The organism is Desulfobaccales bacterium, assembly GCA_041648175.1.
GTDB lineage: Bacteria > Desulfobacterota > Desulfobaccia > Desulfobaccales > 0-14-0-80-60-11 > 0-14-0-80-60-11.
Map to the genome: position 1 here is coordinate 115,676 of JBAZPO010000010.1, position 25,274 is coordinate 140,949.

The following is a 25,274-nucleotide window of genomic DNA, read 5'->3' on the forward strand; positions in this document are numbered from 1 at the left end:
TCGATATCATTTGCCATCCGTCTGGTCTGGCGGGGTCGTCACCTTTGGGGGATCTTTTTTGCGGCGCTCACTGAAGCGCTGGGTGATCACGTAGAATACCGGCACAAAGGGAATAGCCAGCAGGGTCGAGGCCAACATGCCGCCGAAGACCACTGTGCCGATGGCCTGCTGACTGGCCGCGCCGGCCCCTGCGGCCTTCATCAACGGCACCACGCCTAGAATGAAGGCGAAAGAGGTCATGACAATGGGCCGGAAGCGCCGGCGGGTGGCCTCCACTGCGGCGTCGAGGAGGGGCATGCCTTCAGCCTGCAGTTCCCGGGCGAACTCCACCACCAGGATGGCGTTTTTGCTGGCCAGGGCGATCATCAGCACCAGGCCTACCTGAGTATATAGGTTGTTTTCCAAGCCTCGGACAATAAGCGCCAGGATTACCCCCACCAGAGCGATGGGCACCACCAGGATAACCGCGGCGGGGCTGGTCCAGCTTTCATAGAGGCCGGCCAGAACCAGGAAGACCAGGGTAATGGCCAGGGCATAGATGAAGTAGGCCTGGTTGCCCACTTGTTTTTCCTGGTAGGCCGTGGCCGTCCAGTCGTAGGAAGCGCCCACGGGCAAGTTGTTTTTCGCTACCTGTTCCATGAGGTTCAGGGCCTGGCCGGAACTGAAGCCCGAAGCGGCAGCCCCGATTATGGGCACAGCGGGATACAGGTTGTAGCGGGTGAGCAGTTCGGAACCCAGCATCCGCTTGACGGTCATCAGGGTCCCCAGAGGCACCATTTCCAGTTTCTTATTGCGGACATAAAGGGCTTCGATATCCTGGGGGGTCAGGCGGAAGGGGGCGCCGGCCTGGACGTAGACCTGGTAAGATTGGTTGAATTTGTTGAACAGGTTTACATAGGCCGAGCCCAGGTACGCCTGGAGGGTCCTGAAGACGTCGTCCATGGGAACTTCCAGAGACTCCACCTTGGTCCGGTCAATATCAAGGAAAAGCTGAGGACTTTGAGCATTGAAAGTCGTGGTGACGCCGAACAAACCGGATTGGGCCCGGGCAGCCATAACGACCGCCATGGTGGTTTCTTCCATCTCAGTAAGGCCCAGGCTGCGCCGGTCCTCCAACATCATCTGAAAACCGCCTGATTGCCCCAGACCGCTAATAGGTGGCGGGACCAGCACTGCAAACTCGGCCTTTTCAATCCCAGCCAGTTGTTGCCTGACATTGTCAAGAATTCGGTCCTGGCTTAAGGCTGTGCCGCGTTTTTCGAAGCTATCGTAAATGACAAAGGTGGTGAACATCGTGGAGACATTGGCGGTATCCAGGATGGAAAAGCCACCAATGGTGACCCATTGAGCTACGCCCGGGATCTTTTTAAGCACTGCGTTGACCTGGCCGGAAACCTCCTTGACCCGAGGTTGGGAGGACCCTTCGGGTAACATCGCTGCAACAATGCCGTAGCCCTGGTCTTCATCCGGGAGAAAGCCGGTGGGGTGCTGGACGAAGAGGAGGGTGCCGATGCCAATAATGAGGCAAAATACCAGGGCCATGAGCCCGGTGCGATGCACCATCCAGGCCACCAGGTCGATATAAACCTTCTCCACCACTGCATAGCCCCGGTTGAAGCCCCGGTAAAAGGCATTGATCTTCTTGTTGGGGTCATGGGGGCGCAGGTAGAGGGCGCACTGGGCCGGCTTCAGGGTCAAGGCGTTCAGCGCGCTGATTACCGCAGTGGCGGCGATCACCAGGGCAAACTGGCGAAAGAGCTGGCCGGTAATGCCCGGCATAAAAGCCGCAGGCAGAAAGACCGCGACGAGCACCAGGGTAATACCCATAATCGGGCCAGTCAATTCGCTCATTGCCTTAATAGCCGCATCGTGAGGGGAGAGACCCTTTTCCACATAGTGCGAGGCGTTCTCCACAATGACGATGGCGTCGTCCACGACGATGCCGATGGACAGAATCAAGGCAAAGAGGGTCATGAGATTGACCGTAAAGCCGAGCATAGCTATGGCCGCAAAGGCGCCGATGATGGTGACCGGCACGGTGGTCGCCGGCACCAGGGTGGCCCGGAAGTTCTGGAGAAAGACCAGGATGACGATGAGCACCAGAATTCCGGCTTCATATAAGGTATGGTAGACCGCGTTGATGGCATCGCTGATAAACACGGTGGTGTCGTAATAAATGCCGTATTTCAGGCCAGCCGGAAAATGCTCGCTCATCTTATCCATGGCCTGGCGCACTTCCTGGCCCACAGCGATGGCATTGGCGCCCGGCAGGGAGTAAATGATGAGGTGGCCGCTCGGATGGCCGGAGGTGTTGGAAAAATTAGTAAAAACCTGTTGACTGAGTTCCACCCGGGCCAGATCTTTCACCCGGACGATCTGGGCAGTCTCATCGCTACGTTGGATTTTTATAATGATATTTTCGAACTGGGTCACATCTTCGAGGCGCCCCAGGGCGTTGACGGTAAACTGAAAGGCCTGGTTGGACGGCACCGGCGGCCCCCCCAGTTCCCCCGCGGCCACCTGGATGTTTTGCTGCTTGATGGCATCCACCACGTCCATAGTGGTCAGGCCGTAGTATTGGAGCTTGTTGGGGTCCAGCCAGACCCGCATGGCGTATTGGCCGGCACCCACGCACTTGACCTGGGCGACGCCGGGGAGACGGGCCAGGGGATATTGCACATTGATCATGCCGTAATTGGACAGAAAAGTTTCATCGTAGCGGTCATCATCGGAGAAAAGATCGACTACCTGCAGAATATTGGTAGAGACCTGCCTGACCGTAATGCCCTGAGCCTGAACGGTTTCGGGCAGTTGGGCCAGGGCCGAATTGACATAATTCTGGACCAGGGCCAGGGAAGTATCGAGATCGGTGCCCACATTGAAGGTTACGGTTAAGATGTAACTCCCATCACTGCCGCTGGTGGAGGACATATAGATGGAGTCTTTGACCCCGTTGACCGCCTGTTCGATGGGGATGCCCACGGTATTTGCGATGATTGAGGCGCTGGCTCCGGGATACATGGTGGTTACTTGAATCGTGGGCGGGACAATATTGGGATACTGAGCCACGGGGAGCGTTAACAGGCAGACCAGCCCCAGGATGATGAAGATTACCGCAATGACGTTGGCCAAGATAGGCCGCTCGATGAAAAACTTGGACATCATGGGGCGGCCTTCCGGGGGGCAGGGTTCTTAGGAGCTCTGGTATCTTTGGGGTCGGGCTGAGCAGGGCTTTTTTCCGGGGTTACCGGCCGGCCCGGTATGGCCCTTAGCAGACCGGCCACAACCACCCATTCCTGGCCTTGCAAACCTTCCAAGACTACCCGGTCTGAATCTACCTGGTTGCCGAGTTTAACCCCGCGACGTTCCACGATATTCTTATCGTTCACCACCCGGACAAAGGGACCGATCTGGTCAAAGCTCAGGGCCGCTTCCGGCACCAACAAGGCTTTCTCTACCTCACCGATGGGGACTCGCACCCGGGCGAATAAGCCCGGCAAGATTCTAGTCTTCGGATTGGGGAAGATTCCCCGCAGCATCAGGCTGCCGGTGGTGGGATTAAGAGAGATAGCAGCAAAATCCAGGTAGCCTTTATGCGGAAAGCCTTCGTCATCGGCCAGACCCACATAGACGGGGTGTTTGGCCTTCTCGACCTCAGCTTGCGGTTCCGGGTCTTTCCCGCGCACACGGAGCAAGTCCTGCTCATTAATGGGGAAATAAACATAGATGGGGTCAATCTGGTTGATCTCGGCCAGAACGGTTTTTACTCCGGCGCCCACTAATTCGCCCGGGTCCTTGAGGTGGCGGCCCATACGTCCGGTAAAGGGGGCGGTGACCTTGGTATAGCTCAGATTGAGCTTGGCCAGCACGACCTGGGCCTCGGCGGCCATGACCGCGGCCCGACGCGAGTCTCGTTCGTAGTGCCAGCGGTCCACGTCCGTTTGGGCCGCGGCTTGCTCCTGACGCAGCTTGGCGTACCGGACATATTCGGTTTGGGCATGCAACAATTGGGCTTTTTCGGACAGAACCGAGGCCTGGGCCTTTTGGAGTTGGGCCTTATATTGTTCCTGTTGGATGAGGAACAACAGTTTACCTTTTTTTACCGTCTCGCCGTCCTGGAACAAGAGCTTTTCCAAGAAGCCTTCCACCCGGGCCACCAGTTGCACGGTGTTCAAGGCCACGGCGTTCCCCGTGAACTCCAGGTAATCGGTCACGGGCTTTGAAAAGGGCTGACTTACCGTTACTTTGGGCGGCGGCGGCGGCGCATAGGTATTCCTTTCACCACAGGCCAAGGCCATGATCAGGAGCGCCACCGCGAGCGCCATTTTGGGGGCGAGGCCGCGATACCGGATTGGGCTTCTCTTTCCTTCAACCATTGTCTCAAGTTCCTTCTGGCAGTTCCTTAAGTAAACCGTTACCGCCGCACCGCCGGTTGAGCAATCACTGGGGCTGGTCGCTGGCGATTTCTCATCCTGGTAAAAATTCCTTCTGCCAGCTGCTACCATTCTGGCAGCCGGATATCGTATTTGGGTTGGTCCGGGGGTGGAGGCAAGGGGACCGGCTTAAGCAGGTTGCCCCAATTGGTGCGTTGCGCCATGACCTTTTTAACGGATTCCGGCACGAAATCATGACCGGTTCGAATCTGCCAGCCACCGCCCATGGCCCGGTATAAAGACACCAGATTGCCGGCGATGTCTCCCAGGGTTGTGGCGAGACTGTCCTGTTCGCTCAAGAGATTTTGCTCGGCAACCAAGACGGTGGTGAAATCCGCGATACCTTCGGAATATTGCAGGGTGGCCAGTTCGACGGTTTTCTGCGCCGCGGCGACGGCTTTGACCAGCTTTTGGGCCCGTTCCTGGGCCTTTAAGAAAGCGATCAGGGCGTCCTCCACCTCTCTCTGGGCCTGAAGCACCGTGTTCTGATAGAAAATGACCAATTCCTGGAACCGGGCGTCCTGGAATCGGACCTGGTTGGTGATCTGGCCATAATTCAGGAGATTCCATTGAAAGGACGGTCCGATGGTGCCGAGGCGGCTCTTCCACTGGAACATATCACCCAGAACAAAAGGAGCCACATCGCTGGCCTGGAGCCCAAACGAACCACTTATGGAGAAGGCCGGGTAGAGGTTGGCTTTGTTGACGCCGATTTGGGCGCATTGGGCCGCGGCCCGCATTTCGGCGCTCTGGATATCCGGCCGGCGCCGCATCAGGTCCGCCGGGATGCCTACCGCCACCTGAGGCGGCGGCGACGGGATAGCCGATTTAGACCCCAGCAGATGCCCAATATCACTGGGAGGCAGGCCCATGAGAAAGCAAAGGGCGTTTTTGGTCTGACGTTCCCGGCTTTCCAGGGTGGGGATGGTCGCCTCTGTGCTATTCAACACCGTCAGGGCCTGCTCCACGTCCCGCATGGAGGTGGTGCCGCCTTTCCAGCGCGCCGTGGCAATTTCCAAGCTTTTCTTTTGGACTAAGACGTTTTGGCGGGCTATGCTCAAGCGCTTTTCCAGGGTCCGGAGGAGGACATAGGATGTGGCTACGTCGCCGGTGAGGCTGACCAGGGCGTTATCATAATCGGCCACCGTGGCCATCAGACTGGCATCAGCGGACTCCACGGCCCGGCGAAACTTGCCCCAGAAGTCGATTTCCCAACTGGCGGTGAGCCCGGTCTGGGAGAGCCAAAAATTATCGGGGGCACCCGAGCCGGAGGTTGGACTGGTTTGACTGAGGCGATTTTTGGTCACTTCGCCGACGGCTTTTTGGGACTGGGGATAAAGCTCACCAATCGCGACGCCCAGTTGAGCCTTCGCTCCCAGGACGCGCACCCCGGCGATGCGCAAGGACAGGTTTTGCTGGTATGCGTCCTGGATTAGCTTATCTAGAACGGGGTCGTTGAAGGATTGCCACCAGTCCCGGTACTCCTCTGTCTTTGTGTTGATCTGCTTATAGCTGCCCGTCTCCAGCCAATTTGACATCACAGTGCTGTCAGGTTTGGAAAAATCCGGCCCCACCTTAACGCACCCGGAAGCCCATAAAGCCATGATCCCCATGGCTATCACGAAAAGACTTATCCGTCTGAAGCGGATCTCATTGCCCATAGGTCCGGTCACTTGGCCTCGTTCCTCAAACCCGGGTCGAGCCGCGGGGGAGATAGGTCGAAACTGGAGATTTATTATAGCCTATCGAAAGATGCAGCGATTTTCTTAAATATCAAAACCATAAAAGCATAAAAACTCGCAAGTTCAATAAGTTAAATTATGAGCTTCTCAGAGCTGCATGAGATGATGGACACAACTTGAGCCTCTCCCGTTACCGGGACTCATTCTATTCCACATTGACATAAAATTCCAAAGATAATTCTTTTTAATCAGGCTCTCGTGAATGACAGACCAGCGGTTGGCGAGAGAGGACCCGGAAAAAATCTAAATCTCGGGTGCTTGTTTTGTTTCCCGGCCGTGATTACGTAAAGATAAACGACCGGGACCCTTCGTTGCGGCAGGGCCAGGGTGGCTTTAAATGGCCCCGTCCCTTTCACCCGGAGATCATGCCAGGCGAGGCGCCAGACTGCGTCGGTATCCCGGTTCGGGAGCGGAAAATCTTTAATCAGCAGGAGGATGCATGACCACCTATCTGATCATCGGTAATGGTGTGGCCGGTAATGCCGCCGCGGAAAATATACGGAAATTTGATCCGGAAGGCAAAATCGCTATTTTCTCCAAGGAGGACCGGCCCTTTTATTATTTGCCCGCTCTGCCGGAATATGTGGCCGGGGACAAGCAAGCGGACAAGATCATCATCCATCCCCAGGCCTGGTATGACCAGCACCGGATTGAGCTGCATCTTGCCACCACGGTTACCAAGATCGATGCGGCCCAGAAATTTGTGGAGACCGATAAGGGAGAGCGATTTACTTTCGACAAGCTGCTCCTGGCTACCGGTGGCAAGTCTTTTGTTCCGCCCATGAAGGGGGCCGACTCTCCGAAGGTCTTTACCCTGAAAACCCTGGCCGACGCCGACCGTATCAAAGAAGAGGCGGCCAAGGCCAAAACCGCGGTGCTCATCGGCGGTGGTCTTTTGGGGCTTGAGGCCGGCAACGGCCTGCGCAAGATGAATCTTTCGGTTATTGTGGTGGAGTTTTTCCCCCGGCTCCTGCCCAGGCAGATGGATGTGGCCGGTGCGGGCATCCTCCAGAGCCAGATGGAGGACATGGGATTTAGCTTTCATCTCGGAGCGATTACCGAAGAGATCGTCGCCACGCCGGTTGGTCTGCAGGTCTGCTTGAAAGGCGGTGATAAAATCATGGGCGACCTGGTGCTCATTTCCGCCGGAGTGCGACCGGACCTCAGCCTGGCACAAGCCCTGGGATTGGATATGGATAAGGGGGTCAAGGTGGATGACACCATGAAAACCTCCCGGGACGATGTGTACGCCGCGGGGGACCTCATCGAGCACCGGGGCCGCGTTTACGGCATCTGGCCCGCGGCCCTGGAGCAGGGTAAGGTGGCCGGCGCGGCTATGGCGGGTCACGAAGCCAAATATGAGGGCACTTTGCCGTCCAATGTCCTGAAGGTGGTGGGGATCGATTTGGTGGCCGCCGGCGACATCGATGCCGACGGCAAGCTGGAAGCCATCGTCCACAAGGATAAGGTTAAAAAGACGTATCGTAAGTTAGTGATTCAGGATAATTGCCTGGTGGGAGCCATTCTTTTGGGTGATATTCGGGGCAGCGGCGAAATCGAGGTCGCCATCAAAAAGAGAAAGGATATCAGCGCCCTGAAAAGTGACCTGGCTAAGCCGGATTTCGACTTTAAACTGCTTTAGGGTAGGTGGGAAAATGGCCGGTAGAGGCCACCGATTAACGATATGAAGAAAAGGAGCCTGTTATGGAACTGCCCGTATATGTCACCGTTGAGGAAGTGCAGCGAGTCTGCAAGGCGCTCAACCTTAGGGATTGGACCAAAGTGACGGATGGCAAAGTGCTGCCTGAAGAGGCCGGGGTAATTCTCAGGGCGGTTAATACCGGCGGCATGAGCATCCCCCTGGAAGACTTCATCATCGGCCTGGAAGTGGAACTGGAACACGGCACGCGATTTAAGGACGCCAATGTCACCAACAATCATCCTCTGTTGACGGGGAAGATTGTCCTGGCGCACCTCAAGGAGACCATGGACTATTACCAGCGCCTGGACGTGGCCGAATTGGAGGGGGACCTTCTGAAAGCCATGGCGGTCAAGGACCTGAACAAGGCCGCGGACAAGTACCGGAAACTGCTCAAGGCCAAATTGGCCCTGGCCCAGGCCGAAGCCCGGGAAATGCCGTAAAGGAATTGAGGGAGGGAGCCAGGGGCTTTTCGTATGTGCCCCTGCCCCCTCGCCTCAATAAATCAGCCAGCTTTTCCCCGGGGCACCGGGCAGCCCGGGCCGGAGCGAAAGTGTAGCGATTTGGCCACCAGGGCCTCCAGCCTTTGGCGGGCCGCGGGGGAAAGGCCCAGGCCGGCAATATCGGCCTGGAATTCAGCCGGGGTGCCATAGCCCGCGATGTAGCCGTTCACCCGGGCCGCGGCAGTGGATGACACCAGCGCCTCACGGGTTGGGTACATGGCGCTGAATTCGGCCAGCAGGTCCGGCATCTGCCGCAGGAAGTATTTCTGATGGTAGTCCTCGGCCAGGGTGAAGGCGCCGGCCGGGAGGATTTCGGTGTAGACCGTGCTCTTCAACCGGACCGCCACCTGCTGCCGTGTTTTCAGGGCCAACGCCTTTTGCCGGTCATTGTGATAAAAGATGGCCGCTTTGTATTGGGAACTCCAAGCGGCCTGGCCGGGCTGGTGGCTGCGCCAGAAGATATCCAGCAATTTCTCGTAGGAAATGATGGCCGGATCGTAGTCGATCTCGACGGTCTCGGTGTGGTCGCCGAGGTTGTGATAAGTGGGGTTTGGCTTGGCGCCGCCCGTGTATCCTACCCGGGTGCGAATCACGCCGTGGATGGCCCCGAACTGGGCATCCGGACCCCAGAATCAGCCATGAGCGAAGGTGGCAGTTGCCGTTCTGGCGGGAACTGCGGCATCAACGGGCGGAATTTTGGTAGCCGGAGATAACGTCGCCGGTTGCATAGATAATATGGTCCTTTCTTGATTGCCTTGATTAGGCAAGCCTGCCAGGCTCACGCCGGGACAACAAAACGCAGCTAACGCCAAGCCGATCGGTAAAAGCCGGGCGAGAGTCAGCCAATTAAGCCTCATGGATAACTTCCTTTTCTCCTGGAACCTCTAGCTAAGGCACCCGGTCTCGAGAGCATTGAAGGTGCGGCACCTTACTTATTGGGTGTTCTAAACAAAATTATAGCCATGCTTTGAGTGCAAAGCAAGGTCTAGTAAGGAAAAGGTTGAGGGCGGGGATACCCCGCCCCTGAAGATGGCGCCCAAGCAGAGCTTGGGCGGAAAATGACCTTCCTAAGTACAATCGGGGAACGAGGGCGTAAAGGCGTGCTGGCGTGCGTGGGGCAGTTGCGGAGAGAAAAATCAGAAAGTCAAGATGGTGAAACCGGCCTCCAGATAGCGTCCCAGACTGGGGTGGCCGCTCGTGTCGTCCAGGAGGCGCAACCCTTGGGCCTGGACCTCGGCCAAGGACCCGGTCTTGGTAGCGCAGGCCCGGCAGACCCCTTCGATCAACCCGGCTTCCTTGGTTTTCATCTACAGGGGATAAAAAGGGTTCTCAGGGCGATTCAGGTCTTTAAGCAGTTTGGTGGCCTGGCCTTCGATGATGATTTTGGCTTCGCCGGCCTGATCCCTTAAATCGAGGGCGTTCAACAAGACGTGGGCGAAGCATATGATTTCACCTTGAAAGGCGACCAAGGCGATTTTAAGCATGCGCGCTTCCCGCGATTATCTCCCGGAGGGGGTCAAGTTCGCCCCAGGATTAGCCATCCAGGGCCCGATCCGCGTCCTGCTCCAGGACGGCGATGCGCTTTGTGACCATGGCCAACTCCCGGGCCAACAATTGGGCCCGGCAGCGCAAATCAGTCAGCTCTTCTTCCTCGGTGGCATACGACCTGGCAGCCGGGATGTCCCACCACATAGCCGGACCATAACCGGGGAATTCGTAATCGTTCTCTCGACGGTAGTCGCCCCATTCTCTACCACTGCGGGGACCTTGCTGCCACGGTCCCCAACTCTTGAAACCCGGCATACTTTATCCTCTCGGAGTATGGAGTAATTGACGACTCTAGGGCAGGAATATATTCCGCCCCCAATAATCCTTGATACTCCCATATCGTTTTTATCTTTATTTGTCAACTGTATCTGGAGTTTTTCCAGGCACCCAAGCTGCCCGCATATTTATCTAGAGATGCTTCGGGGTCAAAGGGTTAATTATCGCTACCTATCAAGCATTTTTAAGGATTTTCCCCGGATGGACTTGTCAGGCGACCGTTATATAGGATATAAAGCAAGCAAGATAGAAGACAAGTTGGAATTGGAATAAAAATATGAAACCCAGTTTTATAATGAGCAAATTCAAGTCGAGAGTGCTGGCCCTGGTGGTTGCGGCCACCCTTTTGTCTGGGTGCCAGGCCAAGCCGCCCCCGTTGAGTCCTGCGGCCGCCAGCTTCAAGCAAGAAATAACCACTTGCCTCACCAATCTCTCCGCCGGTTTGATGGAACCGGTGGCCAAGAAAGACATGGCGGCAATTAACGCCGCGTTGGAGAAAGCTGAATCCCCGGCCGTCAAGTTGTGCCGGTTGTGTCCGTTTCAAGTCGGGGTCTTGAGCCCGTTAGGCGAGGTCTTGGCGACATACCCTCCCAGGTCGGGTAATGGCACGAAAAATTACTCTAACTATGATCTGATTACCAAGGCCATCCATAGCAAGAAGATCCAGCAGCAGAAGTTCTTTCTGCAGAACGGCTCTGAACTCTATATTATTTGCGCCCCTCTCGTCCGAGAAAATAAGGTGATTGGTCTAATCGCCATTGCGATCAACTCCAAAGAGGCGGAAAAGAGGTGGGGCTTTCAGGCAAACGAGTTCCTGGGCTTGGATTTTAATTCTTAGGTCATAAACCGGATTGTTAAAGGATCCCCAATTGGCCACCTTCCCCCTGATCCAGGTTACCGTCTGCTTTTCAAACGATGGAACACTCTAGCGTGCCGGGGCGAGGCCATACTGTCGAGGTGCGCGGCGAGAGGGGGCAACGCCTTACCCTCGCCATCTCCGGCCGGCTCGCCCTGGATAACCTTTACTCCTTCAACGCTGAAGTCGAGACCCTCTTCCAGAAAATGATTCCGGCCGCACTGACGGTTGACCTGGCCGGCCTGGACTTTCTGGATAGCGCCGGGGCACTGGCTTTGATTGAACTGGAGAACCAGGCCCGGACCCGCTCCATAACCTATGAACTCGTGAACCCCAGTGACAAGGCCCGGGGGATCATGGGCCTTATCGACCCCAAAGCCCTCACCACCCCGCCACTGATCACCGACCGCAAGACCGGCAATTTCCTGGAACGGGTGGGTGATGAAACCCTGGCGGTTCTCTACGACTTCAAGCGGGTGTTGATCTTTTTGGGGGAACTTCTGGGAGCGCTGACTTACGCCCTGTTCCACCCCAGGTCGGTGCGTTGGGACGACGTGCTTTCTTACATGAAGCGGGCCGGAGTGGACGGGCTGCCCATTGTCGGTCTCATCAGCCTGCTTTTGGGCCTTATCTTGGCGTTCATGTCGTCGCTCCAACTCAAGCAGTTCGGGGCCAATATTTATGTGGCCTCATTGCTGGCGATTGCCATTGTCAAGGAATTGGGCCCCATCATGACCGCCATCCTGGTGGCCGGGCGCTCGGGATCGGCCTTTGCCGCCGAAATCGGCACCATGATGGTGAACGAGGAAGTGGACGCCCTTACCACCATGGGTTTCACCCCGGTGCGGTTCCTGGCCGTGCCCAAGGTCCTGGCGGCCATGATCGTGGTGCCCCTGCTCACGCTTTATGCCGACCTCTTTGGCATCCTGGGCGGCTTGATCGTGGGCGTCATGGGGCTCGACCTGACGGTTTACACCTATTTGAAGGCAACCCAACAGAGCCTCAGTCTCCTGGATATCATTACCAGCCTGATCAAATCCGGGGTCTTTGCCGTGCTGATCGCCGGGATCGGCTGCCAGCGCGGCTTTGAAGTCAGAGGTGGGGCCGAGGCTGTAGGCTCCGCCACCACCTCCGCGGTGGTCGCGGCAATTTTTCTGATTATCGTTACTGATTCGGCTTTTGCCTTAGTTTTTCAGTACCTGCATATATGAGGCGGAGTTCAGTCGGGGCCAGACTTTTTCAAGAAACGGGTGCAATGGTAAACAATTCTTCTCCCCCCCCAGTCATCGTAGTGGACCAATTGACCGCCCGCTTCGGGGATAATACTATCTTTGACCGGGTGAGTTTTCAGGTCAATCAGGGGGAAATCCTGGTGATCCTGGGAGGCAGCGGCTGCGGCAAGTCCACCATGCTGAAGCACATGATCGGCCTCTATAAGCCTGCCGCGGGCAAAGTCCTGCTCAGCGGCGTCAATATCAATACTTATGACGACCGGATCTTACGCCAGGTGCGTATGAATCTCGGGGTTCTGTTCCAATCCGGGGCGCTGTTCGGCTCCATGACCCTGGCGGAAAACGTGTCTTTGCCTATTTACGAATACACTGACCTGGACCCAGCCACCATCGAACTTATCGTCAGGATGAAGTTGGGCCTGGTAAGCCTGGCTGGTTACGAGAACCACCTCCCCTCGGAGATTTCCGGGGGCATGAAAAAGCGGGCGGGGCTGGCCCGGGCCATGGCCCTGGACCCCACGGTCCTCTTTTTCGATGAGCCCTCCGCCGGGCTGGACCCTATCTCGTCGGTGGAACTGGACAATTTGATCAAAAGCATTAATACCGGGATGGGAACCACCATGGTCATCGTCACTCACGAACTGGAATCCATTTTTAACATCGCCCACCGGGTGATCATGCTGGATAAGGGCGCCAAGGGCATCATTGCCGAAGGCGATCCCCGGGAACTCAAGGACCACTCCACCGACCCCCGGGTGGTGAACTTCTTTAATCGCCGTCCGGCTGCCGAAGCCCCGCCCCAAGGAACGTAACATGGCCAGACAAGGTACCAACCTGACTATCGGGATCTTTGTGATCCTGGGTGTTGTCCTGGGTGTCGTCGCCGTCATCTGGGTGGGCGCCACCAGCTACTTCCAGAAGGGCGATACCTACATCTCTTATTTTGATGAGTCGGTCCAGGGCCTCCAGGTAGATTCCGCCGTCAAGTTTCGGGGCGTGGAAGTGGGCCGGGTGGAAGCCATCCGGGTGGCCCCGGATAACCGCCTCATTGGCGTGGTTATGAAGATCAACATGCGGGATAGCCTGCAAACAGATGGCGTGGCCACACTCAAGGCAGCAGGGATTACCGGCATCATGTTTATGGAGCTGAACCTTAAACAACCCGGGGAACCGGACCTTTCTCCCAAGATCGACTTTCCGTCGGAATATCCCATTATTCCGACCCGCCCCTCCGAAATCCAGCGGCTGATGACCGGCATCAATGACATCGTGAAAAAGTTCAACGAGATTGATACCAAAGGCATCTCCACCCAATTGATCGCCACCACCAAGGCCATGGAAGACCTTTTCAAAGGCAAAGAGTTGAAGAGCATTATGGCACGGGTGGATGGCGCCGCGGGCAACCTGGAACGGCTCACCTCCCGGGCGGACCAAGCGCTGGCCGACGCTGCGTTGGATAAAACCCTGGCAGAGGCCAGGGATGCTCTCAAAGGCGCCCGCATCATGTTGGGCACCGTCAATGATCAGGTCCTGGCCATGCAACTGCCGGCTACCCTGAACGAGACCCGGGACCTGGCCCGTTCTTTACAAAGCACCGGCAATAACCTGCGGCAGAGTTCCGAGACCCTGGAGATGTTGCTCCAGAGACTCTATGACCGCCCCTCGGACCTCTTGTTCGGCAAGCCCCCTATAAAGAGGTGGAATGAATGAAGGCCATGACAGACGTGATGCCCGCGGCTTGTTCCCCTGCGAACTCGCCCCCCTGCCGGTTGACGACGCAGGTCTGGCTCCTGTCGCTGCTGCTGCCGGTGCTGGTTTTGCTGGCAGTCGGGTGCGGCAAACCGCCCATGCTGGTGCACCAGTATATCCTGGAATATCCCGCGCCGGTGCTGAGCGGGAAAACCAAAAGCCCGGAGGCCGTCAAGGTGGGTCTGTTCACCGTGGCCCAGGCCTTCAATACCAATAATATGGTCTACCAGCCCCAGCCCTATAAGAGTGAGACCTATAATTACAGCCGCTGGCGGGCCAATCCCGGCTATCTGGTCACCGACTATCTCCTCCGTGACTTCAGGGATTCCCATCTGTTCACCGCGGTGTTCGGACCCGGCAGCAATGGCAAATTCCGCTACTTTCTGGAAGGCGGGGTGGAGGAATTTCAAGAGGTGGATGAGCCCGACGGCTGGAAGGCTGTGCTGGCTATGACGGTCACTCTTCTGGATGTCAGCTACGAAGAGCTGCCGCAGCGGGTGGTTTTTCAGAAAAACTACCGGGCCGCGGAACCTATGCCCGATAAGACCCCCCAGGGGCTGGCCCAAGCTATGAGCCGGGCCATGGAACACCTCTCGGCCCGCATTATTACTGATACCTACGAGGCTACCCGGAAAAGAAGTGCCCGGAAGTAACCTTCGAAGGTGGACACGCAGGTCCGCCCCTACCTCTTTAATAACCAGGCGACCCACGTGAAGCTTATGTCCGGAGGGAGCTCGGGATGGGAGAATTCCCGGACTACGCGGTGGTCGAGCGACCAGCCCAGCTTCTGGTAGCTTGCCAATAAGGGGTTTTCCTGGTTAGCGCGAAACCCCGAGAGGATGAGGCCGCCATCCGCCAGGCGGTCCAATTCCGACACTTTATCCCGCTGGACTTCCCAGGGCAGATTGGCCACCACGACGTCGAAGCGTGCTTTCAGGCACTCGGTGGAGCCCTGCGCCACCCTGATCGAATCAGCCAACCCATTTTCCCGGGCGTTCTCAAAAGTGGCCAGGGCCGCCCCCCAAGCAAGATCAACTCCCACTACCAGGGGCACTTTAAGGGCTGCAGCCGCCAGGCTTATTACACCGGCGCCACACCCCACATCGAGCAATCTGTCCGGAGATTCAGTGGTTAGCGCTTGCCGCAGTAAGTCCAGACAGAGGCGGGTGGTGGGATGGCCCGGAGGAAAGGCCTCACCAGGGTGCACCACCAAAACTTGTTCTTTTAACTCAGTCGGATGCGGTTGACGGCGGGAACACAGCACCAGGTGAGAAGACAAGCGATACGACCAACCTGAGAAGTTTGATGTCGCCATGGGGATTATGCCAACGAACCAGGCACTTGTGAAGGCGCCAGTGGCGTCCGGTCTTTTCGCACCCAGACATTATAGCAATCATCCTGCTTTTCCCAAGCCAGGACATCATTGCCGGACCGCTCCACGATAATCAATAAATCCCGGAGGGTATCGCGGTCACTCAGGCAAATTTTCAAAATTGCTCCGGCTGCCATCTGGGCCAGGGTGGATTTGTACAAGGCCAGGCTGAAGGGAATCAGCACCCCGGAAATATCCAGGTTTTGGTCAGATTTCATGGGAGTAACCCGCGTTGCCGCAGTCGACGGCAATCTTTGCCAAACACCATACATTGTTTTCATGGTTGTGCCCAAGGTGGGCTTGTGTTATTTTAGATGTTAAAACAAGTGTTAAGATAACCGAGAGCATGCCATGCATGATCAAAAGATCAACCGGTATTGGAAAGAAATTATTAATACCATGAACGACGGCCTCATGGTGGTGAGCCCGGATGGCACCATGCTCATGGTGAATCAGGCCTTCGAGAAAATTGTGGGATACAGCCGGGAGGAACTTATCGGCCGTTCCTGTACCATGTTGAGCTGTGACACGTGCGCCACCGCCCGTTCGGAAGGCAAAGGCCAGTGGTGCCACCTCTTTGAGCAAGGGGCGGCCACGCGTAAGTCCTGCCTGCTGATGCGTAAAGATGGTTCTTATGTTCATACCCTGAAAAATGCCGCCATCTTACGGGACGAAGCCGGGCAAGTGCTGGGCGCGGTGGAAACGCTCACTGATATTTCGGAAATGGACAAGCGGGATGAGCAGATCCACCATCTCTCCAAGCTTATGGATACGTCCGGCGACTTTCATGGTTTGGTGGGGAAATCTCCCACCATGCAGCAAGTCTTTGAACTCACCCAAAAGGCCGCCCAAAGCGAGGCCCCGGTGATTATTTTCGGCGAGAGCGGCACCGGCAAAGAACTGGTGGCCCACGCTATTCATGCCCTGGGCCGGAGGCGGGAGGGGCCGTTCATCACCTGCAATTGCGCCGCGCTCAATGAGGCCTTGCTGGAAAGCGAACTCTTCGGGCATGTCAAAGGGGCCTTTACCGGGGCCTATACCCATCGCCAGGGCCGGTTTGAGGCCGCCCACCGGGGAGATATCTTCCTGGATGAGGTCGGCGATATCCCGCCGGCTATCCAGGTTAAACTCTTACGCGTCCTGGAGAGCAAGCAGTTTGAGCGGGTGGGGGACCATCGGCCCATCTATGCCGATGCCCGCATCATTACCGCGACCCATCGCGACCTGGAATCTCTGGTGTCGGCAGGGACTTTCCGGGAAGACCTGTTTTTCCGCATCAATGTCATTCCCATACATTTGCCGCCGCTCAAGGGACGTCTGGAGGACCTCCCCTTATTAGTGGATCATTTCCTCACCAGGTTGCGCCAGCGCAGCGGCAAGCCCATAACCGGCCTCACCCGGGAGGCCATGAAGCTGCTCCTGGACCATCCCTGGCCGGGCAATGTGCGGGAACTCAAAGGTGCGCTGGAGTATGCCTTTGTGGTGGCCGAAACCGGTCTCATCGCACCTGAACACCTGCCGCCTAAGCTCAGTTCCCGGGAAGTCTCCCCGACAACTCCCCCAGAGGCGAGGGGAACCCCGGATTCCGATGAAAAAACTGCTTTGATCGATGCCTTACGGCAGGCCGGCGGCAACCAGTCCCAAGCCGCGGCCCTCTTGGGGGTCAGCCGGGTCACCGTTTGGCACCGCATGAAAAAATACGGCATCGACGTGCACAAACTGGTTACTGTTTGATACCTTTTTATCTCTGCGCCCTCAGCGTCTCTGCGGTTAATCATTGTTCACCGCAGAGGCGCAGAGAGTCCCATGTTCCTTACTTAAGTTGCGGCGTATATTTTAATAAACCGCGGTGGATTTGGCGCTGGTCATCTCAACAATCAACCGCCCGGCCTTAACCAATTCTACTCCCTGGATCAAGTCAGCCTGACTGATCTTGCGCTCCTCGAGGCAGGGAATTCAGACCAGGAATGATCCGCCGTTGGCAACGTAGTTGTCAACCAGCGTCTTCAATGGGGTCAAGCCGGGAAAGGTAACATCATCGGCATAGCCCTTTTTGGCCAGATACACGCCATTACCCTGCAAGACCACCACGGCTTCCACGTCCATGGATTGGGCCGCATTGGCCAACAGCAAGGGAAAGATGGCGCGTTCCGGGTCCTCCCCCGCATGGGTGGAGATCAGAACAATTTTTTCTTTTTCTTCCGACATGCTTGGCTCTCCTTTTTTTCCTGAAGTATGAGTTATCGCCGGGCTGGGCCGCAATGGGGCATGGTTGGCGGCCTCTTTCTGTAAAACCACTAGAGCACTAAGTTGACCAGTGACGGCCCACCAGGCTGGCCAGGTCTTCCACGGGCAGTCCTGCCTTGAGCAGGTTGGCCAGGCAGATAGGGCAGAAGGTGACCACCGGAGCGCCGCTCTTTTTCAGTTCTTCCACCCGCCGGCCGAGGATCTCCCGGTTCAGGGCCGGAGACACCGACTCCGCCGGGCCGCCGCAGCAAGAGGTGAACTCGCCGCAGTTGCGCACCTCGACGAACGGCAGGCCCAGATTGGTGAGCACCTGCCGGGGCGCGTCCGAAAGTTTTAGGTATCTGCCATAAAAACACGGGTCGTGGATGGCCACTGGCGGCTTACCGTTGCTGCCGCTGACCGGCTTCGGTTGGAGCAGGGCAAAATAAGGCTGCACGTCGAAGCTTACCCCGATGTATTTCGGATAAAGCTCTTTTAAGGCATAGGTGGTATGGGGGTCAACGGTGATGATTTTGTCGACGCCGTGGAGCTTCAGGGTCCTGGCCACGAACCGGGCATGTTCCTCAAAGCCCTTCTGATCCCCCAGATCATAGAGCAGGATGCCGCTGTAGAAGTCCATATCGGGGTTATAGAAGAAGCCTACCCCGGAGTTCGACAGTAACCGGTGGATGGTCTGCAGAATGCCGTTAAACTGCTTCCTTTCCGCCTTGGAGGTCAGAAGGGAAAAACCCCACCCAACCAGAAAGCTGGGGAAATAACGGGAAAAGCGGCTAAACCGCAGATAGTCGGCCCAGCGGGTGCCTTCCAGGCGCGAAAGAACGCTGGTGGTAGCTTCAATATACGGGATAGACTGGTACATCAGACCGGTGAAAAGCAAGGCATCCCCCGGCCGCCGAGTAAAGCCGGGGGAGCCTTTCCACCAGGTATTGATCTTAGAACCGGGAGCCCCGAAAGGATTGCGGGTCTTCCTGATATTGATGGCGATGAGGTTGATGATATCCGCGGGCGTAAACATCTCAGGCCCTCCTTGCCTGCGCCACCACATAGCGGCGCAATCCCAGGATGAGTTCGCCGGGGTTGGCCTGGCGGGGACAGGTCTGGGTGCAGAGCCCGCAGTGCAGACACCGCCATAAATCCTGGGCGTGCTGGAGAATTTTTTCCCTGGATCCTACCTGGACATAGCGAATCAGCTTCCGGGGAAAATGCTCAAAGATAAGGGGACAGATGGCGGCACAGGTGCCGCAGTTGAAACACGTGAGGGCCGTGTCCACTCCGTAAGATTTGAGCTCTTCAGCAAAATCGGGATTGACTAAAGCCATGATCGATCCTCTCGCCAAGCTGCGCTTTTACTCAACAGCACCCGGTGCAGTTTCTTCGGCCACCGGTTGGCCCAGTTTGTAGCGATAATAGCCGCCAGCCTTGGGTCCTTCCAGAATTTCTCCGTATTTCTTTAGCGAAGCCACGTACCAGAGCACCTCGGATGCGGGCAAGCCCGTGGCCGCAGCGATCTCGGGCACTGTCAGCTCGACCCCGGCCAGGTGCTCTTTGATGGCTTTCACCGCTTGCCGCTGCTCTTTCATCCGGGCAGTGGCCGCGACAATCTGTTCTTTGCGGGCCGCTTTAAGGGCTTTCAGGGCCTCTTTCCGAGATTCGGTTTCTTGGTCAGACATCGTAAGACCCCACAGAATGTAGCGCCGGCGCCCTCGCCGGCGCAGGAACCGCCGAGGGCGGCGGTTCTACAATTAAACTCACGCCCCTTCCAGGTACTCGTCTGAGACGATCATATCCACCATGGCTTCGAACTGCTTCAAGGTCCAGCCTTGCACGTTGATAGCGTTTTCCGGGCAGACCGCCACACAGGCGCCGCAGCCCAGGCACAGGGCAGGGTTGACTTGGGCCCGCCGGACCTTTTGGCCGTCCACCACCTGCTCCACCATGGTCAGGGCGCCTTCGGCCAGGCAAGCCTCGACACAAGCGCCGGTGCCGGTACACTGGCTGAGATCAACTTCGGCCACAAACGGGTCAAGTTCAACGTAGCCCCGGGTGAGAATCGCCGCGGACTTGACTGCCGCCGCGGCTGCCGCGGCGCAGGTCTCCCCCACGTCAAAGGGGGCCTGGCAGGTCCCGGCCAGATAGATCCCGGCTACGGAGACTTCCACCGGACGCAGCTTGGGGTGCACCTCTTGCAGGAAGCGGTCCGCGCCCACGGGAATCTTCAGCTTTTCCACCAGGCCGGCGATGTTGTTGGGCTCCTGGCCCACCGCCAGCACCACCAGGTCCACCGGCACTTCCAGTTCCTCGCCAAAGGTCAGGACATCTTTTACCTGGACCAGGAGCGGTTGCCCCGTAGCATGGGGATTCCTCAGGACCTGGGGCTCCTCTCCTGCCTCGAAGCGGAAAAACATCACCTGATTCTGGGCCGCCTGAGTGTAAAGTTCCTCCTGGCCCCGGCCATAGGTGCGGATGTCCCGGTAGAAATCAAAGACCCGGGTTTGGGGATAGTTTTCCCGGATGAGGTTGGCGGCGTAAAGCGTTGCGCTGCAACAGGTGCGGGAGCAGTACTCATTTAAATAACCGCCGGCGTTTTCCTCATGGATGCCCGGAATCTGGCGGCTGCCCACGCAGTGGATCATGGCCAGGTTGTGGATGGAGCGGCCGTTTAACGCCAGAGCACCGTCGCTCTCCCCCGCTATCGCCATCAGGCGGATGAATTCCGGCAGGGTGACCACTTCGGGAAAATCCTGATAGCCGTATTCGCCTTGCCGGGGTTGGTAGGGCCGGAAACCCGTGGCCAGGACAATGACCCCGGCGTTTAGGTCAAGCTCTGCCTGGCTTTCCGGGATCATTGCGGGCATGACGCCCACAAAGGGCACGTATGCGCCCAGACCCAAGCCGGATTGGCTCAGTCGTTCCAGCTTGTCGGCAAAGGCCGCGCCTTCGGGAGGCCGCCGCACCACTCTGAGTTTGAAGTTGCCGATATAGCCCTCAAAGCTCTCGACCTCAGTACAGGTGTGCACCGTGATGGCCGGATTTTTCAGGACCGCAGTGGCGAGTTCGCTGATGATTTCGGCGGCGGTTTCACCGAATGGCGCCAGGCGGTCTAACTGGGCCACCTGCCCTCCCAGGAAGGGGCTTTTTTCCACAAGAACCACGTGCAGGCCTCTTTCGGCCAATTCCACGGCGCATTTAAGCCCGGCCACGCCGCCGCCGATCACCAGGGCCTGAGGCTGTACTTCGACCCGGATGGGCGTGAGCGACGTGAGCCAGCCGGCTTTGGCCGCAGCCGCGGCTACCAGGCGAGCAGCCTTTTTGGTGGCCTCAGGGCCATGATGCACCCAACTCACCTGCTCCCGCAGGTTGGCCTGCTCATAGACATAGGGATTCACCCCGGCCCGGGCCAGAGTTTGCCGGAAAGTGGTTTCATGCAGGCTGGGGGAACACGACGCCACCACCACCCGATCCACCAGGCCGCTTTTAAGATCCTCGATGATCAACTCCTGGCCGGGATCGGAGCACATGAACATATTGGACCGGGCCACCACCACCCCCGGCACCTTGCGGGCCTGCTCGCAAACCTTTTCCACGTCCACGGCATCGGATATATTGCCGCCGCAATAGCAGACGTAAACCCCCACTTTGCCAACAGGTGCGGATTCGGGGCGCTTGTTCGGCGTCATCAGTTCTTCTCCCAACCGAGACTCAACTTGCAGCCTTGGCGGTGCGGGCCGTCAGATACCGGGACGCCTCCATGGCCGCAGCACCCGCTTCCACGATGCTGTCCACGATATCTTTGGGGCCGGCCGCGGCCCCCGCGACAAAAACGCCGTCCAGATCGGTCAAAGTCGGGGCCAACTTGGGCTTCACGGTTTTAATGAACTTATCCGACCCGGTGGCCAGGGCGCAAAGGCTCTCGGGACTCCAGCCCGGCAGCATCCCTAAGGACAGCACGACCAGGTCGTGCTCAGTCAATTGCACCCCGCCTTCGGCTTCCTGGGATTCATACCGGACCAGAACGTTGCCGTTATCGCCTCGGTCCAGATAGGCCACCTTGCCTTTGACAAAATTGACCCCCATGGCCTGGGCGTTCTGGAAAAACTGCTCGTAGCCTTTGCCAAAGGCCCGGATATCCATGTAATAAATGGTGAGATCGGCCAGGGGCAAGGAGCCTGACAGGAGCATGGCCTGCTTGATGGCGTACATGCAGCAGACCCGGGAGCAATAAGGCACCCCCATGGACTGGTCCCGGGAGCCGGCGCACTGGATAAAGGCGACGTTATCCGGTTCCATACCGTCGGAAGGCCGCAGCGCCCGGTTGTAAGGGCCGTGGGGGGCCAGCAGCCGCTCCATCTGAAGGGCCGTAATCACATTGGGAATCGTGCCCTGGCCGTACTGGACCTTGTTTGAAAGCGGGGTTAACTCGAACCCGGTGGCGATCACCGCGGTGGCGGCCGTCAGGGTAAAATCTTCGGGAACCTGAATGTAGTTGACGGCCTGGGTGGGGCAAATCTTTTCGCAGCGGCCGCACAGGATACAATTCTCAGGATCGATCAGGGCCTTCTGGGGAATGGCGTTGGAGAAGGGAATGTAAATGGCCTTCCGGGCCGCAAATCCGCCTTGCTCGGCGTCGGGCACCAGCATAGGACATTGATACTCGCACTGGCGGCAGCCGATACACTTCACTTCGTCCACAAAGCGCGGTTTTTGGCGGATCGAAGCCGTTAAATCGCTCCCCTGCCGGGTCAAGGATTGCAACTCGCAGTAAGTGAAGATGGTAATGTTGGGGTGGTGGGCCGCAGCCGCCATCTTGGGGGTGGTGATGCAGCTGGAGCAATCCAGGGTGGGAAAGACCTTGGAGAGCCTGATCATCTTGCCCCCGATGGAGGCGTCTTTTTCCACCACCGCCACCGAGAAATCCTGGTCGGCGAGATTGAGAGCGGCCTCTAAGCCGGCGATCCCCCCGCCCAGGACCAGGGCGTCGTAATGCCTATTGTGCTGAACAGCCATACTTTGCTCCCAGAGAGCGGATTCGTTGCGACTTTTGCCTAGCAGCCAGGAACCCAGTTGGCCCACGCAGGCTTTTTGCCAGAGCCCGCGGGCTACCAACAACCTAAGCGGCGCTGGCCGCCGCGGCAGGCTTATCGTTGCCCGGAGGTCCCAACTCCGAGATGAGATCGTTCATCTGCCTGACTTCGTTGAGAAAGGCCCGGGTGCACACCGTGCAGATGGCCGTGAGGCGAACCCGGCGAATGTCCAGGCCGCGGGCCTTCATGAGCACATAGATGCGGTCAACGCGCTTGGCCAGGGCTTCATAGGCCCCCTCGTAGGGGCACTCCACGCCGCAGGACATGATAATGATGCCGGCGATGCCTTTGTCGAAGCAGTCCAGATAAAACTTCTCGGGGAAGAGCACCGCCGCCCGGACCCGCAGGATATAGGTGTTGGCGGGATAACTCTGATGCCCCTGGCCCACAGCGTCAGCCCCGGGATAAGCGCAGCTATCCTCAGCCAGAATCAGTATCTTTCCCGCATACTTTTCGGCCGCCATGAGGCCTCCGGGTTACTTTTTCCGGGTGATGAAAATGCGGTCGTAGCCGTCGGCGGCCAAAGCACCTAAAAATTCATGGCCCACTTTATTGGCCCAGAGAGGCATATCATTCTTGGTGCCGGGATCGTTAGAGAGCACTTCCAGGACCTCACCGACTTTTACCTTGCCGATGGCCTTTTTGGCTTCCATGAGCGGTCCCGGGCAGGCGCTGCCCCGGCAATCCACCACGGCCGCGGCTTTAAGCGTAGCAAGATCAATTGCCATCGTTAATCTCCTTTGGGGAAATCTTTTTAAAGAAAGAAGCAATATCAGTGCCAGGCGCTAAGGAAACCGGCAGGGTAAATTATCTAATTAATTTAGCAGGTTTTATTGAAGCGCGCCGATCGCCTAGTTAACGTCTGCTAAATACTATTTAACAAATGTTAATTTCTGTTAAGGCTGGAGGGTGGGAAGAGATTTAGGGCTTCCAGGGAAGGGGCCCTTGCCCCTGGCAGAGTTCCCGGAGGATAAGCTCCTTGATGGCGTCCCGGCTTAGGCGGTATTCCTGCAGGCTGCCGCCGAAGGGGTCTTGTACTGGCCGCTGCATCAGGCGATCACTGTACCCTTGGGGGATGGCCCGCTTCAGAGAATGCTCGGAAAGGTTGACCAGGAGGTGGTAATCCTGAAGATTGACCTCGGTAAGGCCTTTGGACCGTAAGCCTTTCGTATCCACGCCGATCTCCGCCAGCACCGCCTTGGTCTCCGGGGCCACCCACCCCAAGGGGTTGAGGCCGGCGGACGCCGCTTCCCAGCGCTGCCCGCAGAGGTGCCGGGTCAGGGCTTCGGCCATGATGCTGCGGCAAGAGTTCCCCAGGCAGATGAACAGGACCTTCGGTTTTATCATGCTCTTTCTCCCTGGCATCCTGGATCAATCGGCTTTACCTTAGACTAAACGCCCATGAACCATAAATGTCTCACCCCACGAATGAAAATCCCCCTGCCCCCCTTTTTCAAAGGGGGGTTCTAAAGTCCCCCTTTGGAAAAGGGGGATTTAGGTTTTCACGGCAAAAAGGAGATGCCATGACCCCGGCGATTGCCGCAGTGCTGGACAAGCTTGGCTGGATGCGGGACCAACAAATCTGGCCAAATGGGTTGCGCTACCTGTGGACCGACGCCTTTGGCGTGGTCCTTCTGGTATCCCTCTACCATGAACTCCAGGATGAGCAGTTCCTGGCAGAGGCCGAATGGGTAGCGGCCGAAGTCCAGCGAGTCCTGGGCCGCCCGCAAGGCATCCGTATCGGAGAGGCCCCGGACCGGGATGGCCAATACTTCCACTATCTGGGCATGTGGCTCTACGCCCTGGGCCGCCTGGGACAAATCAAGCCGGGCTACCGCGACCGGGCCCTGGAATTGGTGCGTCAGATTCACCCCCGCTTTGTCATACCGGGGACCGGCGTCTGGTGGAAGATGGCGGAGGACCTGAGCGCCCCGTATCCCGGTTATGGCCTGGGGGGCCTGGATCATTTCCATGGCTATGTGGTCTACCGCACCCTGGACGCGAGAGTGCTGGCCGCGGAGATTGCCGAGATGCGGGAGTTGGTGGAACGGAGCTATCGGTCCATGACGATCGACCAGGACCTGGGAATCGGGATGATGCTTTGGTTCACCCACTTCTTCCCGGATGAGCCCTGGGCCGTCCTCCAGCGGCAGCGGTGCCTCGACACCCTGGAGACCATGTGGGTCGACCCGCCAGGCTACTTCTGCCGCCATCCGGGTCTGGGCCACGTCAAGTTCGCGTTCACCAACTACGGCGTCTCTTTGGGCCTCCAGGCCGTGGGAATGCTGCCGGATCGGGTGCAGCGGCTCCACGACTTCTTCCGTACCTACCAGTCCGGGGATGAATACGATACCGAGGCCATCACCCACGTCATGGCCTGTACCGCCTGGTTCCCCGGGGAGTTTATTCTTGGGGGAAGAGGCTAAGGGCTTTTTCGTAAGTAGCCCTTACTCCCTCCCCCAAACCCCCACCCCCAATCCCTTACAGGGGGTTGGGAGGGGAGTTTGAGGGGAGGGTGGGGGACTCTCGTCCCCCA

At 57.6% G+C, this 25,274-nt stretch carries 27 protein-coding genes and 1 pseudogene; 9 read left to right on the forward strand and 19 right to left on the reverse strand.

Annotation, left to right across the window (positions count from 1 at the left end; translation table 11 throughout):
* Positions 1 to 6 precede the first annotated feature (6 nt).
* The 3 genes from WC600_11010 to WC600_11020 form a co-directional block, all read right to left on the reverse strand.
* Entirely contained in the window at positions 7 to 3,165 is a 3,159-nt protein-coding gene (locus tag WC600_11010) for an efflux RND transporter permease subunit (GenBank protein ID MFA4903258.1), read from the reverse strand.
* On the reverse strand, positions 3,162 to 4,376 hold the full coding sequence (locus WC600_11015) for an efflux RND transporter periplasmic adaptor subunit (GenBank protein ID MFA4903259.1): 1,215 nt from the start codon (positions 4,374 to 4,376) through the stop codon (positions 3,162 to 3,164). The genes WC600_11010 and WC600_11015 overlap by 4 nt, the downstream gene beginning before the upstream one ends.
* 122 nt (positions 4,377 to 4,498) lie before the next feature.
* Positions 4,499 to 6,106 carry an efflux transporter outer membrane subunit gene (locus WC600_11020; GenBank protein MFA4903260.1) on the reverse strand — a complete coding sequence of 536 codons (1,608 nt, stop codon included), beginning with the start codon at positions 6,104 to 6,106 and terminating at the stop codon, positions 4,499 to 4,501.
* 508 nt (positions 6,107 to 6,614) lie between these two features.
* On the opposite strand from WC600_11020, the gene WC600_11025 reads away from it, so the two are divergent.
* On the forward strand, positions 6,615 to 7,817 hold the full coding sequence (locus WC600_11025; GenBank protein MFA4903261.1) for an FAD-dependent oxidoreductase: 1,203 nt from the start codon (positions 6,615 to 6,617) through the stop codon (positions 7,815 to 7,817).
* Positions 7,818 to 7,879: 62 nt separating this feature from the next.
* Positions 7,880 to 8,317: a DUF5661 family protein gene (locus tag WC600_11030; protein ID MFA4903262.1), complete on the forward strand. Its 438-nt coding sequence runs from the start codon at positions 7,880 to 7,882 to the stop codon at positions 8,315 to 8,317.
* 62 nt (positions 8,318 to 8,379) lie between these two features.
* Here WC600_11030 and WC600_11035 read toward each other — a convergent pair whose 3' ends face one another.
* The 5 genes and pseudogenes from WC600_11035 to WC600_11055 form a co-directional block, all read right to left on the reverse strand.
* Positions 8,380 to 8,625, reverse strand: coding sequence for a hypothetical protein (locus WC600_11035; protein MFA4903263.1), 246 nt, complete (start codon positions 8,623 to 8,625; stop codon positions 8,380 to 8,382).
* Positions 8,626 to 8,637: 12 nt separating this feature from the next.
* Positions 8,638 to 8,997, reverse strand: a pseudogene (locus WC600_11040) (peptide-methionine (S)-S-oxide reductase).
* Between the two features lie 516 nt (positions 8,998 to 9,513).
* Complete coding sequence (locus tag WC600_11045) at positions 9,514 to 9,684, reverse strand: hypothetical protein (GenBank protein MFA4903264.1); 171 nt, start codon at positions 9,682 to 9,684, stop codon at positions 9,514 to 9,516.
* Positions 9,685 to 9,861: a hypothetical protein gene (locus tag WC600_11050; GenBank protein MFA4903265.1), complete on the reverse strand. Its 177-nt coding sequence runs from the start codon at positions 9,859 to 9,861 to the stop codon at positions 9,685 to 9,687.
* Positions 9,862 to 9,910: 49 nt separating this feature from the next.
* Positions 9,911 to 10,180, reverse strand: coding sequence for a DUF5320 domain-containing protein (locus WC600_11055; protein ID MFA4903266.1), 270 nt, complete (start codon positions 10,178 to 10,180; stop codon positions 9,911 to 9,913).
* Between the two features lie 316 nt (positions 10,181 to 10,496).
* Here WC600_11055 and WC600_11060 point away from each other — a divergent pair, with 316 nt between their 5' ends.
* The 5 genes from WC600_11060 (at position 10,497) to WC600_11080 (ending at position 14,691) form a co-directional block, all read left to right on the forward strand.
* Positions 10,497 to 11,039, forward strand: a complete 543-nt coding sequence (locus WC600_11060) for a hypothetical protein (protein MFA4903267.1) — start codon at positions 10,497 to 10,499, stop codon at positions 11,037 to 11,039.
* A 92-nt stretch (positions 11,040 to 11,131) separates the two neighbouring features.
* Positions 11,132 to 12,268: an MlaE family lipid ABC transporter permease subunit gene (locus tag WC600_11065; GenBank protein MFA4903268.1), complete on the forward strand. Its 1,137-nt coding sequence runs from the start codon at positions 11,132 to 11,134 to the stop codon at positions 12,266 to 12,268.
* 44 nt (positions 12,269 to 12,312) lie between these two features.
* Complete coding sequence (locus WC600_11070; protein MFA4903269.1) at positions 12,313 to 13,101, forward strand: ATP-binding cassette domain-containing protein; 789 nt, start codon at positions 12,313 to 12,315, stop codon at positions 13,099 to 13,101.
* A 1-nt stretch (position 13,102) separates the two neighbouring features.
* The gene (locus WC600_11075; protein ID MFA4903270.1) at positions 13,103 to 13,999 is read left to right on the forward strand and encodes an MlaD family protein; all 897 of its coding nucleotides are present in this window, start codon (positions 13,103 to 13,105) and stop codon (positions 13,997 to 13,999) included.
* Complete coding sequence (locus WC600_11080; protein ID MFA4903271.1) at positions 13,996 to 14,691, forward strand: ABC-type transport auxiliary lipoprotein family protein; 696 nt, start codon at positions 13,996 to 13,998, stop codon at positions 14,689 to 14,691. The genes WC600_11075 and WC600_11080 overlap by 4 nt, the downstream gene beginning before the upstream one ends.
* A 29-nt stretch (positions 14,692 to 14,720) precedes the next feature.
* Here the strand turns inward: WC600_11080 and WC600_11085 are convergent, their stop codons facing one another.
* Both WC600_11085 and WC600_11090 read right to left on the reverse strand, forming a co-directional pair.
* The gene (locus tag WC600_11085; protein MFA4903272.1) at positions 14,721 to 15,353 is read right to left on the reverse strand and encodes a 50S ribosomal protein L11 methyltransferase; all 633 of its coding nucleotides are present in this window, start codon (positions 15,351 to 15,353) and stop codon (positions 14,721 to 14,723) included.
* Positions 15,354 to 15,358: 5 nt separating this feature from the next.
* Positions 15,359 to 15,628 (reverse strand): sulfurtransferase TusA family protein, encoded by a 270-nt coding sequence (locus WC600_11090; protein ID MFA4903273.1) that lies wholly within the window; start codon positions 15,626 to 15,628, stop codon positions 15,359 to 15,361.
* Between the two features lie 133 nt (positions 15,629 to 15,761).
* On the opposite strand from WC600_11090, the gene WC600_11095 reads away from it, so the two are divergent.
* Positions 15,762 to 17,144 carry a sigma 54-interacting transcriptional regulator gene (locus WC600_11095; GenBank protein ID MFA4903274.1) on the forward strand — a complete coding sequence of 461 codons (1,383 nt, stop codon included), beginning with the start codon at positions 15,762 to 15,764 and terminating at the stop codon, positions 17,142 to 17,144.
* A 222-nt stretch (positions 17,145 to 17,366) separates the two neighbouring features.
* On the opposite strand, the gene WC600_11100 is transcribed toward WC600_11095, so the two are convergent.
* From WC600_11100 to WC600_11140, 9 genes are all read right to left on the reverse strand, one after another.
* Positions 17,367 to 17,618, reverse strand: a complete 252-nt coding sequence (locus tag WC600_11100; protein ID MFA4903275.1) for a DsrE family protein — start codon at positions 17,616 to 17,618, stop codon at positions 17,367 to 17,369.
* A 97-nt stretch (positions 17,619 to 17,715) separates the two neighbouring features.
* A complete protein-coding gene (locus tag WC600_11105) occupies positions 17,716 to 18,672 on the reverse strand; it encodes a (Fe-S)-binding protein (GenBank protein ID MFA4903276.1) in 957 nt (318 codons plus the stop codon).
* Between the two features lies 1 nt (position 18,673).
* Positions 18,674 to 18,976: a 4Fe-4S dicluster domain-containing protein gene (locus WC600_11110; GenBank protein MFA4903277.1), complete on the reverse strand. Its 303-nt coding sequence runs from the start codon at positions 18,974 to 18,976 to the stop codon at positions 18,674 to 18,676.
* A gap of 27 nt (positions 18,977 to 19,003) precedes the next feature.
* On the reverse strand, positions 19,004 to 19,327 hold the full coding sequence (locus WC600_11115) for a hypothetical protein (protein MFA4903278.1): 324 nt from the start codon (positions 19,325 to 19,327) through the stop codon (positions 19,004 to 19,006).
* A gap of 78 nt (positions 19,328 to 19,405) precedes the next feature.
* On the reverse strand, positions 19,406 to 21,334 hold the full coding sequence (locus tag WC600_11120; GenBank protein ID MFA4903279.1) for a CoB--CoM heterodisulfide reductase iron-sulfur subunit A family protein: 1,929 nt from the start codon (positions 21,332 to 21,334) through the stop codon (positions 19,406 to 19,408).
* A 22-nt stretch (positions 21,335 to 21,356) separates the two neighbouring features.
* Positions 21,357 to 22,661 carry a CoB--CoM heterodisulfide reductase iron-sulfur subunit A family protein gene (locus tag WC600_11125; protein ID MFA4903280.1) on the reverse strand — a complete coding sequence of 435 codons (1,305 nt, stop codon included), beginning with the start codon at positions 22,659 to 22,661 and terminating at the stop codon, positions 21,357 to 21,359.
* A gap of 103 nt (positions 22,662 to 22,764) precedes the next feature.
* A complete protein-coding gene (locus tag WC600_11130; GenBank protein MFA4903281.1) occupies positions 22,765 to 23,202 on the reverse strand; it encodes a hydrogenase iron-sulfur subunit in 438 nt (145 codons plus the stop codon).
* Positions 23,203 to 23,214: 12 nt separating this feature from the next.
* A complete protein-coding gene (locus tag WC600_11135) occupies positions 23,215 to 23,466 on the reverse strand; it encodes a sulfurtransferase TusA family protein (protein MFA4903282.1) in 252 nt (83 codons plus the stop codon).
* A 193-nt stretch (positions 23,467 to 23,659) separates the two neighbouring features.
* Positions 23,660 to 24,085, reverse strand: coding sequence for a hypothetical protein (locus tag WC600_11140; protein MFA4903283.1), 426 nt, complete (start codon positions 24,083 to 24,085; stop codon positions 23,660 to 23,662).
* Positions 24,086 to 24,261: 176 nt separating this feature from the next.
* On the opposite strand from WC600_11140, the gene WC600_11145 reads away from it, so the two are divergent.
* Positions 24,262 to 25,164, forward strand: coding sequence for a hypothetical protein (locus WC600_11145; GenBank protein ID MFA4903284.1), 903 nt, complete (start codon positions 24,262 to 24,264; stop codon positions 25,162 to 25,164).
* Positions 25,165 to 25,274: the final 110 nt, after the last annotated feature.

Excerpts from the sequence above, each read along its gene's own strand:
- WC600_11110 (MFA4903277.1), bottom strand. The coding sequence starts at position 18,976 with ATGGCTTTAGTCAATCCCGATTTTGCTGAAGAGCTCAAATCTTACGGA.
- WC600_11030 (MFA4903262.1), top strand. The coding sequence starts at position 7,880 with ATGGAACTGCCCGTATATGTCACCGTTGAGGAAGTGCAGCGAGTCTGC.
- WC600_11070 (MFA4903269.1), top strand. The coding sequence starts at position 12,313 with ATGGTAAACAATTCTTCTCCCCCCCCAGTCATCGTAGTGGACCAATTG.
- WC600_11090 (MFA4903273.1), bottom strand. The coding sequence starts at position 15,628 with ATGAAATCTGACCAAAACCTGGATATTTCCGGGGTGCTGATTCCCTTC.
- WC600_11080 (MFA4903271.1), top strand. The coding sequence starts at position 13,996 with ATGAAGGCCATGACAGACGTGATGCCCGCGGCTTGTTCCCCTGCGAAC.
- WC600_11115 (MFA4903278.1), bottom strand. The coding sequence starts at position 19,327 with ATGTCTGACCAAGAAACCGAATCTCGGAAAGAGGCCCTGAAAGCCCTT.
- WC600_11135 (MFA4903282.1), bottom strand. The coding sequence starts at position 23,466 with ATGGCAATTGATCTTGCTACGCTTAAAGCCGCGGCCGTGGTGGATTGC.
- WC600_11035 (MFA4903263.1), bottom strand. The coding sequence starts at position 8,625 with ATGCCGGACCTGCTGGCCGAATTCAGCGCCATGTACCCAACCCGTGAG.
- WC600_11105 (MFA4903276.1), bottom strand. The coding sequence starts at position 18,672 with ATGTTTACGCCCGCGGATATCATCAACCTCATCGCCATCAATATCAGG.
- WC600_11055 (MFA4903266.1), bottom strand. The coding sequence starts at position 10,180 with ATGCCGGGTTTCAAGAGTTGGGGACCGTGGCAGCAAGGTCCCCGCAGT.
- WC600_11045 (MFA4903264.1), bottom strand. The coding sequence starts at position 9,684 with ATGAAAACCAAGGAAGCCGGGTTGATCGAAGGGGTCTGCCGGGCCTGC.
- WC600_11010 (MFA4903258.1), bottom strand. The coding sequence starts at position 3,165 with ATGATGTCCAAGTTTTTCATCGAGCGGCCTATCTTGGCCAACGTCATT.
- WC600_11100 (MFA4903275.1), bottom strand. The coding sequence starts at position 17,618 with ATGTCGGAAGAAAAAGAAAAAATTGTTCTGATCTCCACCCATGCGGGG.
- WC600_11050 (MFA4903265.1), bottom strand. The coding sequence starts at position 9,861 with ATGCTTAAAATCGCCTTGGTCGCCTTTCAAGGTGAAATCATATGCTTC.
- WC600_11025 (MFA4903261.1), top strand. The coding sequence starts at position 6,615 with ATGACCACCTATCTGATCATCGGTAATGGTGTGGCCGGTAATGCCGCC.
- WC600_11140 (MFA4903283.1), bottom strand. The coding sequence starts at position 24,085 with ATGATAAAACCGAAGGTCCTGTTCATCTGCCTGGGGAACTCTTGCCGC.
- WC600_11130 (MFA4903281.1), bottom strand. The coding sequence starts at position 23,202 with ATGGCGGCCGAAAAGTATGCGGGAAAGATACTGATTCTGGCTGAGGAT.
- WC600_11015 (MFA4903259.1), bottom strand. The coding sequence starts at position 4,376 with ATGGTTGAAGGAAAGAGAAGCCCAATCCGGTATCGCGGCCTCGCCCCC.
- WC600_11085 (MFA4903272.1), bottom strand. The coding sequence starts at position 15,353 with ATGGCGACATCAAACTTCTCAGGTTGGTCGTATCGCTTGTCTTCTCAC.
- WC600_11095 (MFA4903274.1), top strand. The coding sequence starts at position 15,762 with ATGCATGATCAAAAGATCAACCGGTATTGGAAAGAAATTATTAATACC.
- WC600_11145 (MFA4903284.1), top strand. The coding sequence starts at position 24,262 with ATGACCCCGGCGATTGCCGCAGTGCTGGACAAGCTTGGCTGGATGCGG.
- WC600_11120 (MFA4903279.1), bottom strand. The coding sequence starts at position 21,334 with ATGACGCCGAACAAGCGCCCCGAATCCGCACCTGTTGGCAAAGTGGGG.
- WC600_11075 (MFA4903270.1), top strand. The coding sequence starts at position 13,103 with ATGGCCAGACAAGGTACCAACCTGACTATCGGGATCTTTGTGATCCTG.
- WC600_11125 (MFA4903280.1), bottom strand. The coding sequence starts at position 22,661 with ATGGCTGTTCAGCACAATAGGCATTACGACGCCCTGGTCCTGGGCGGG.
- WC600_11060 (MFA4903267.1), top strand. The coding sequence starts at position 10,497 with ATGAGCAAATTCAAGTCGAGAGTGCTGGCCCTGGTGGTTGCGGCCACC.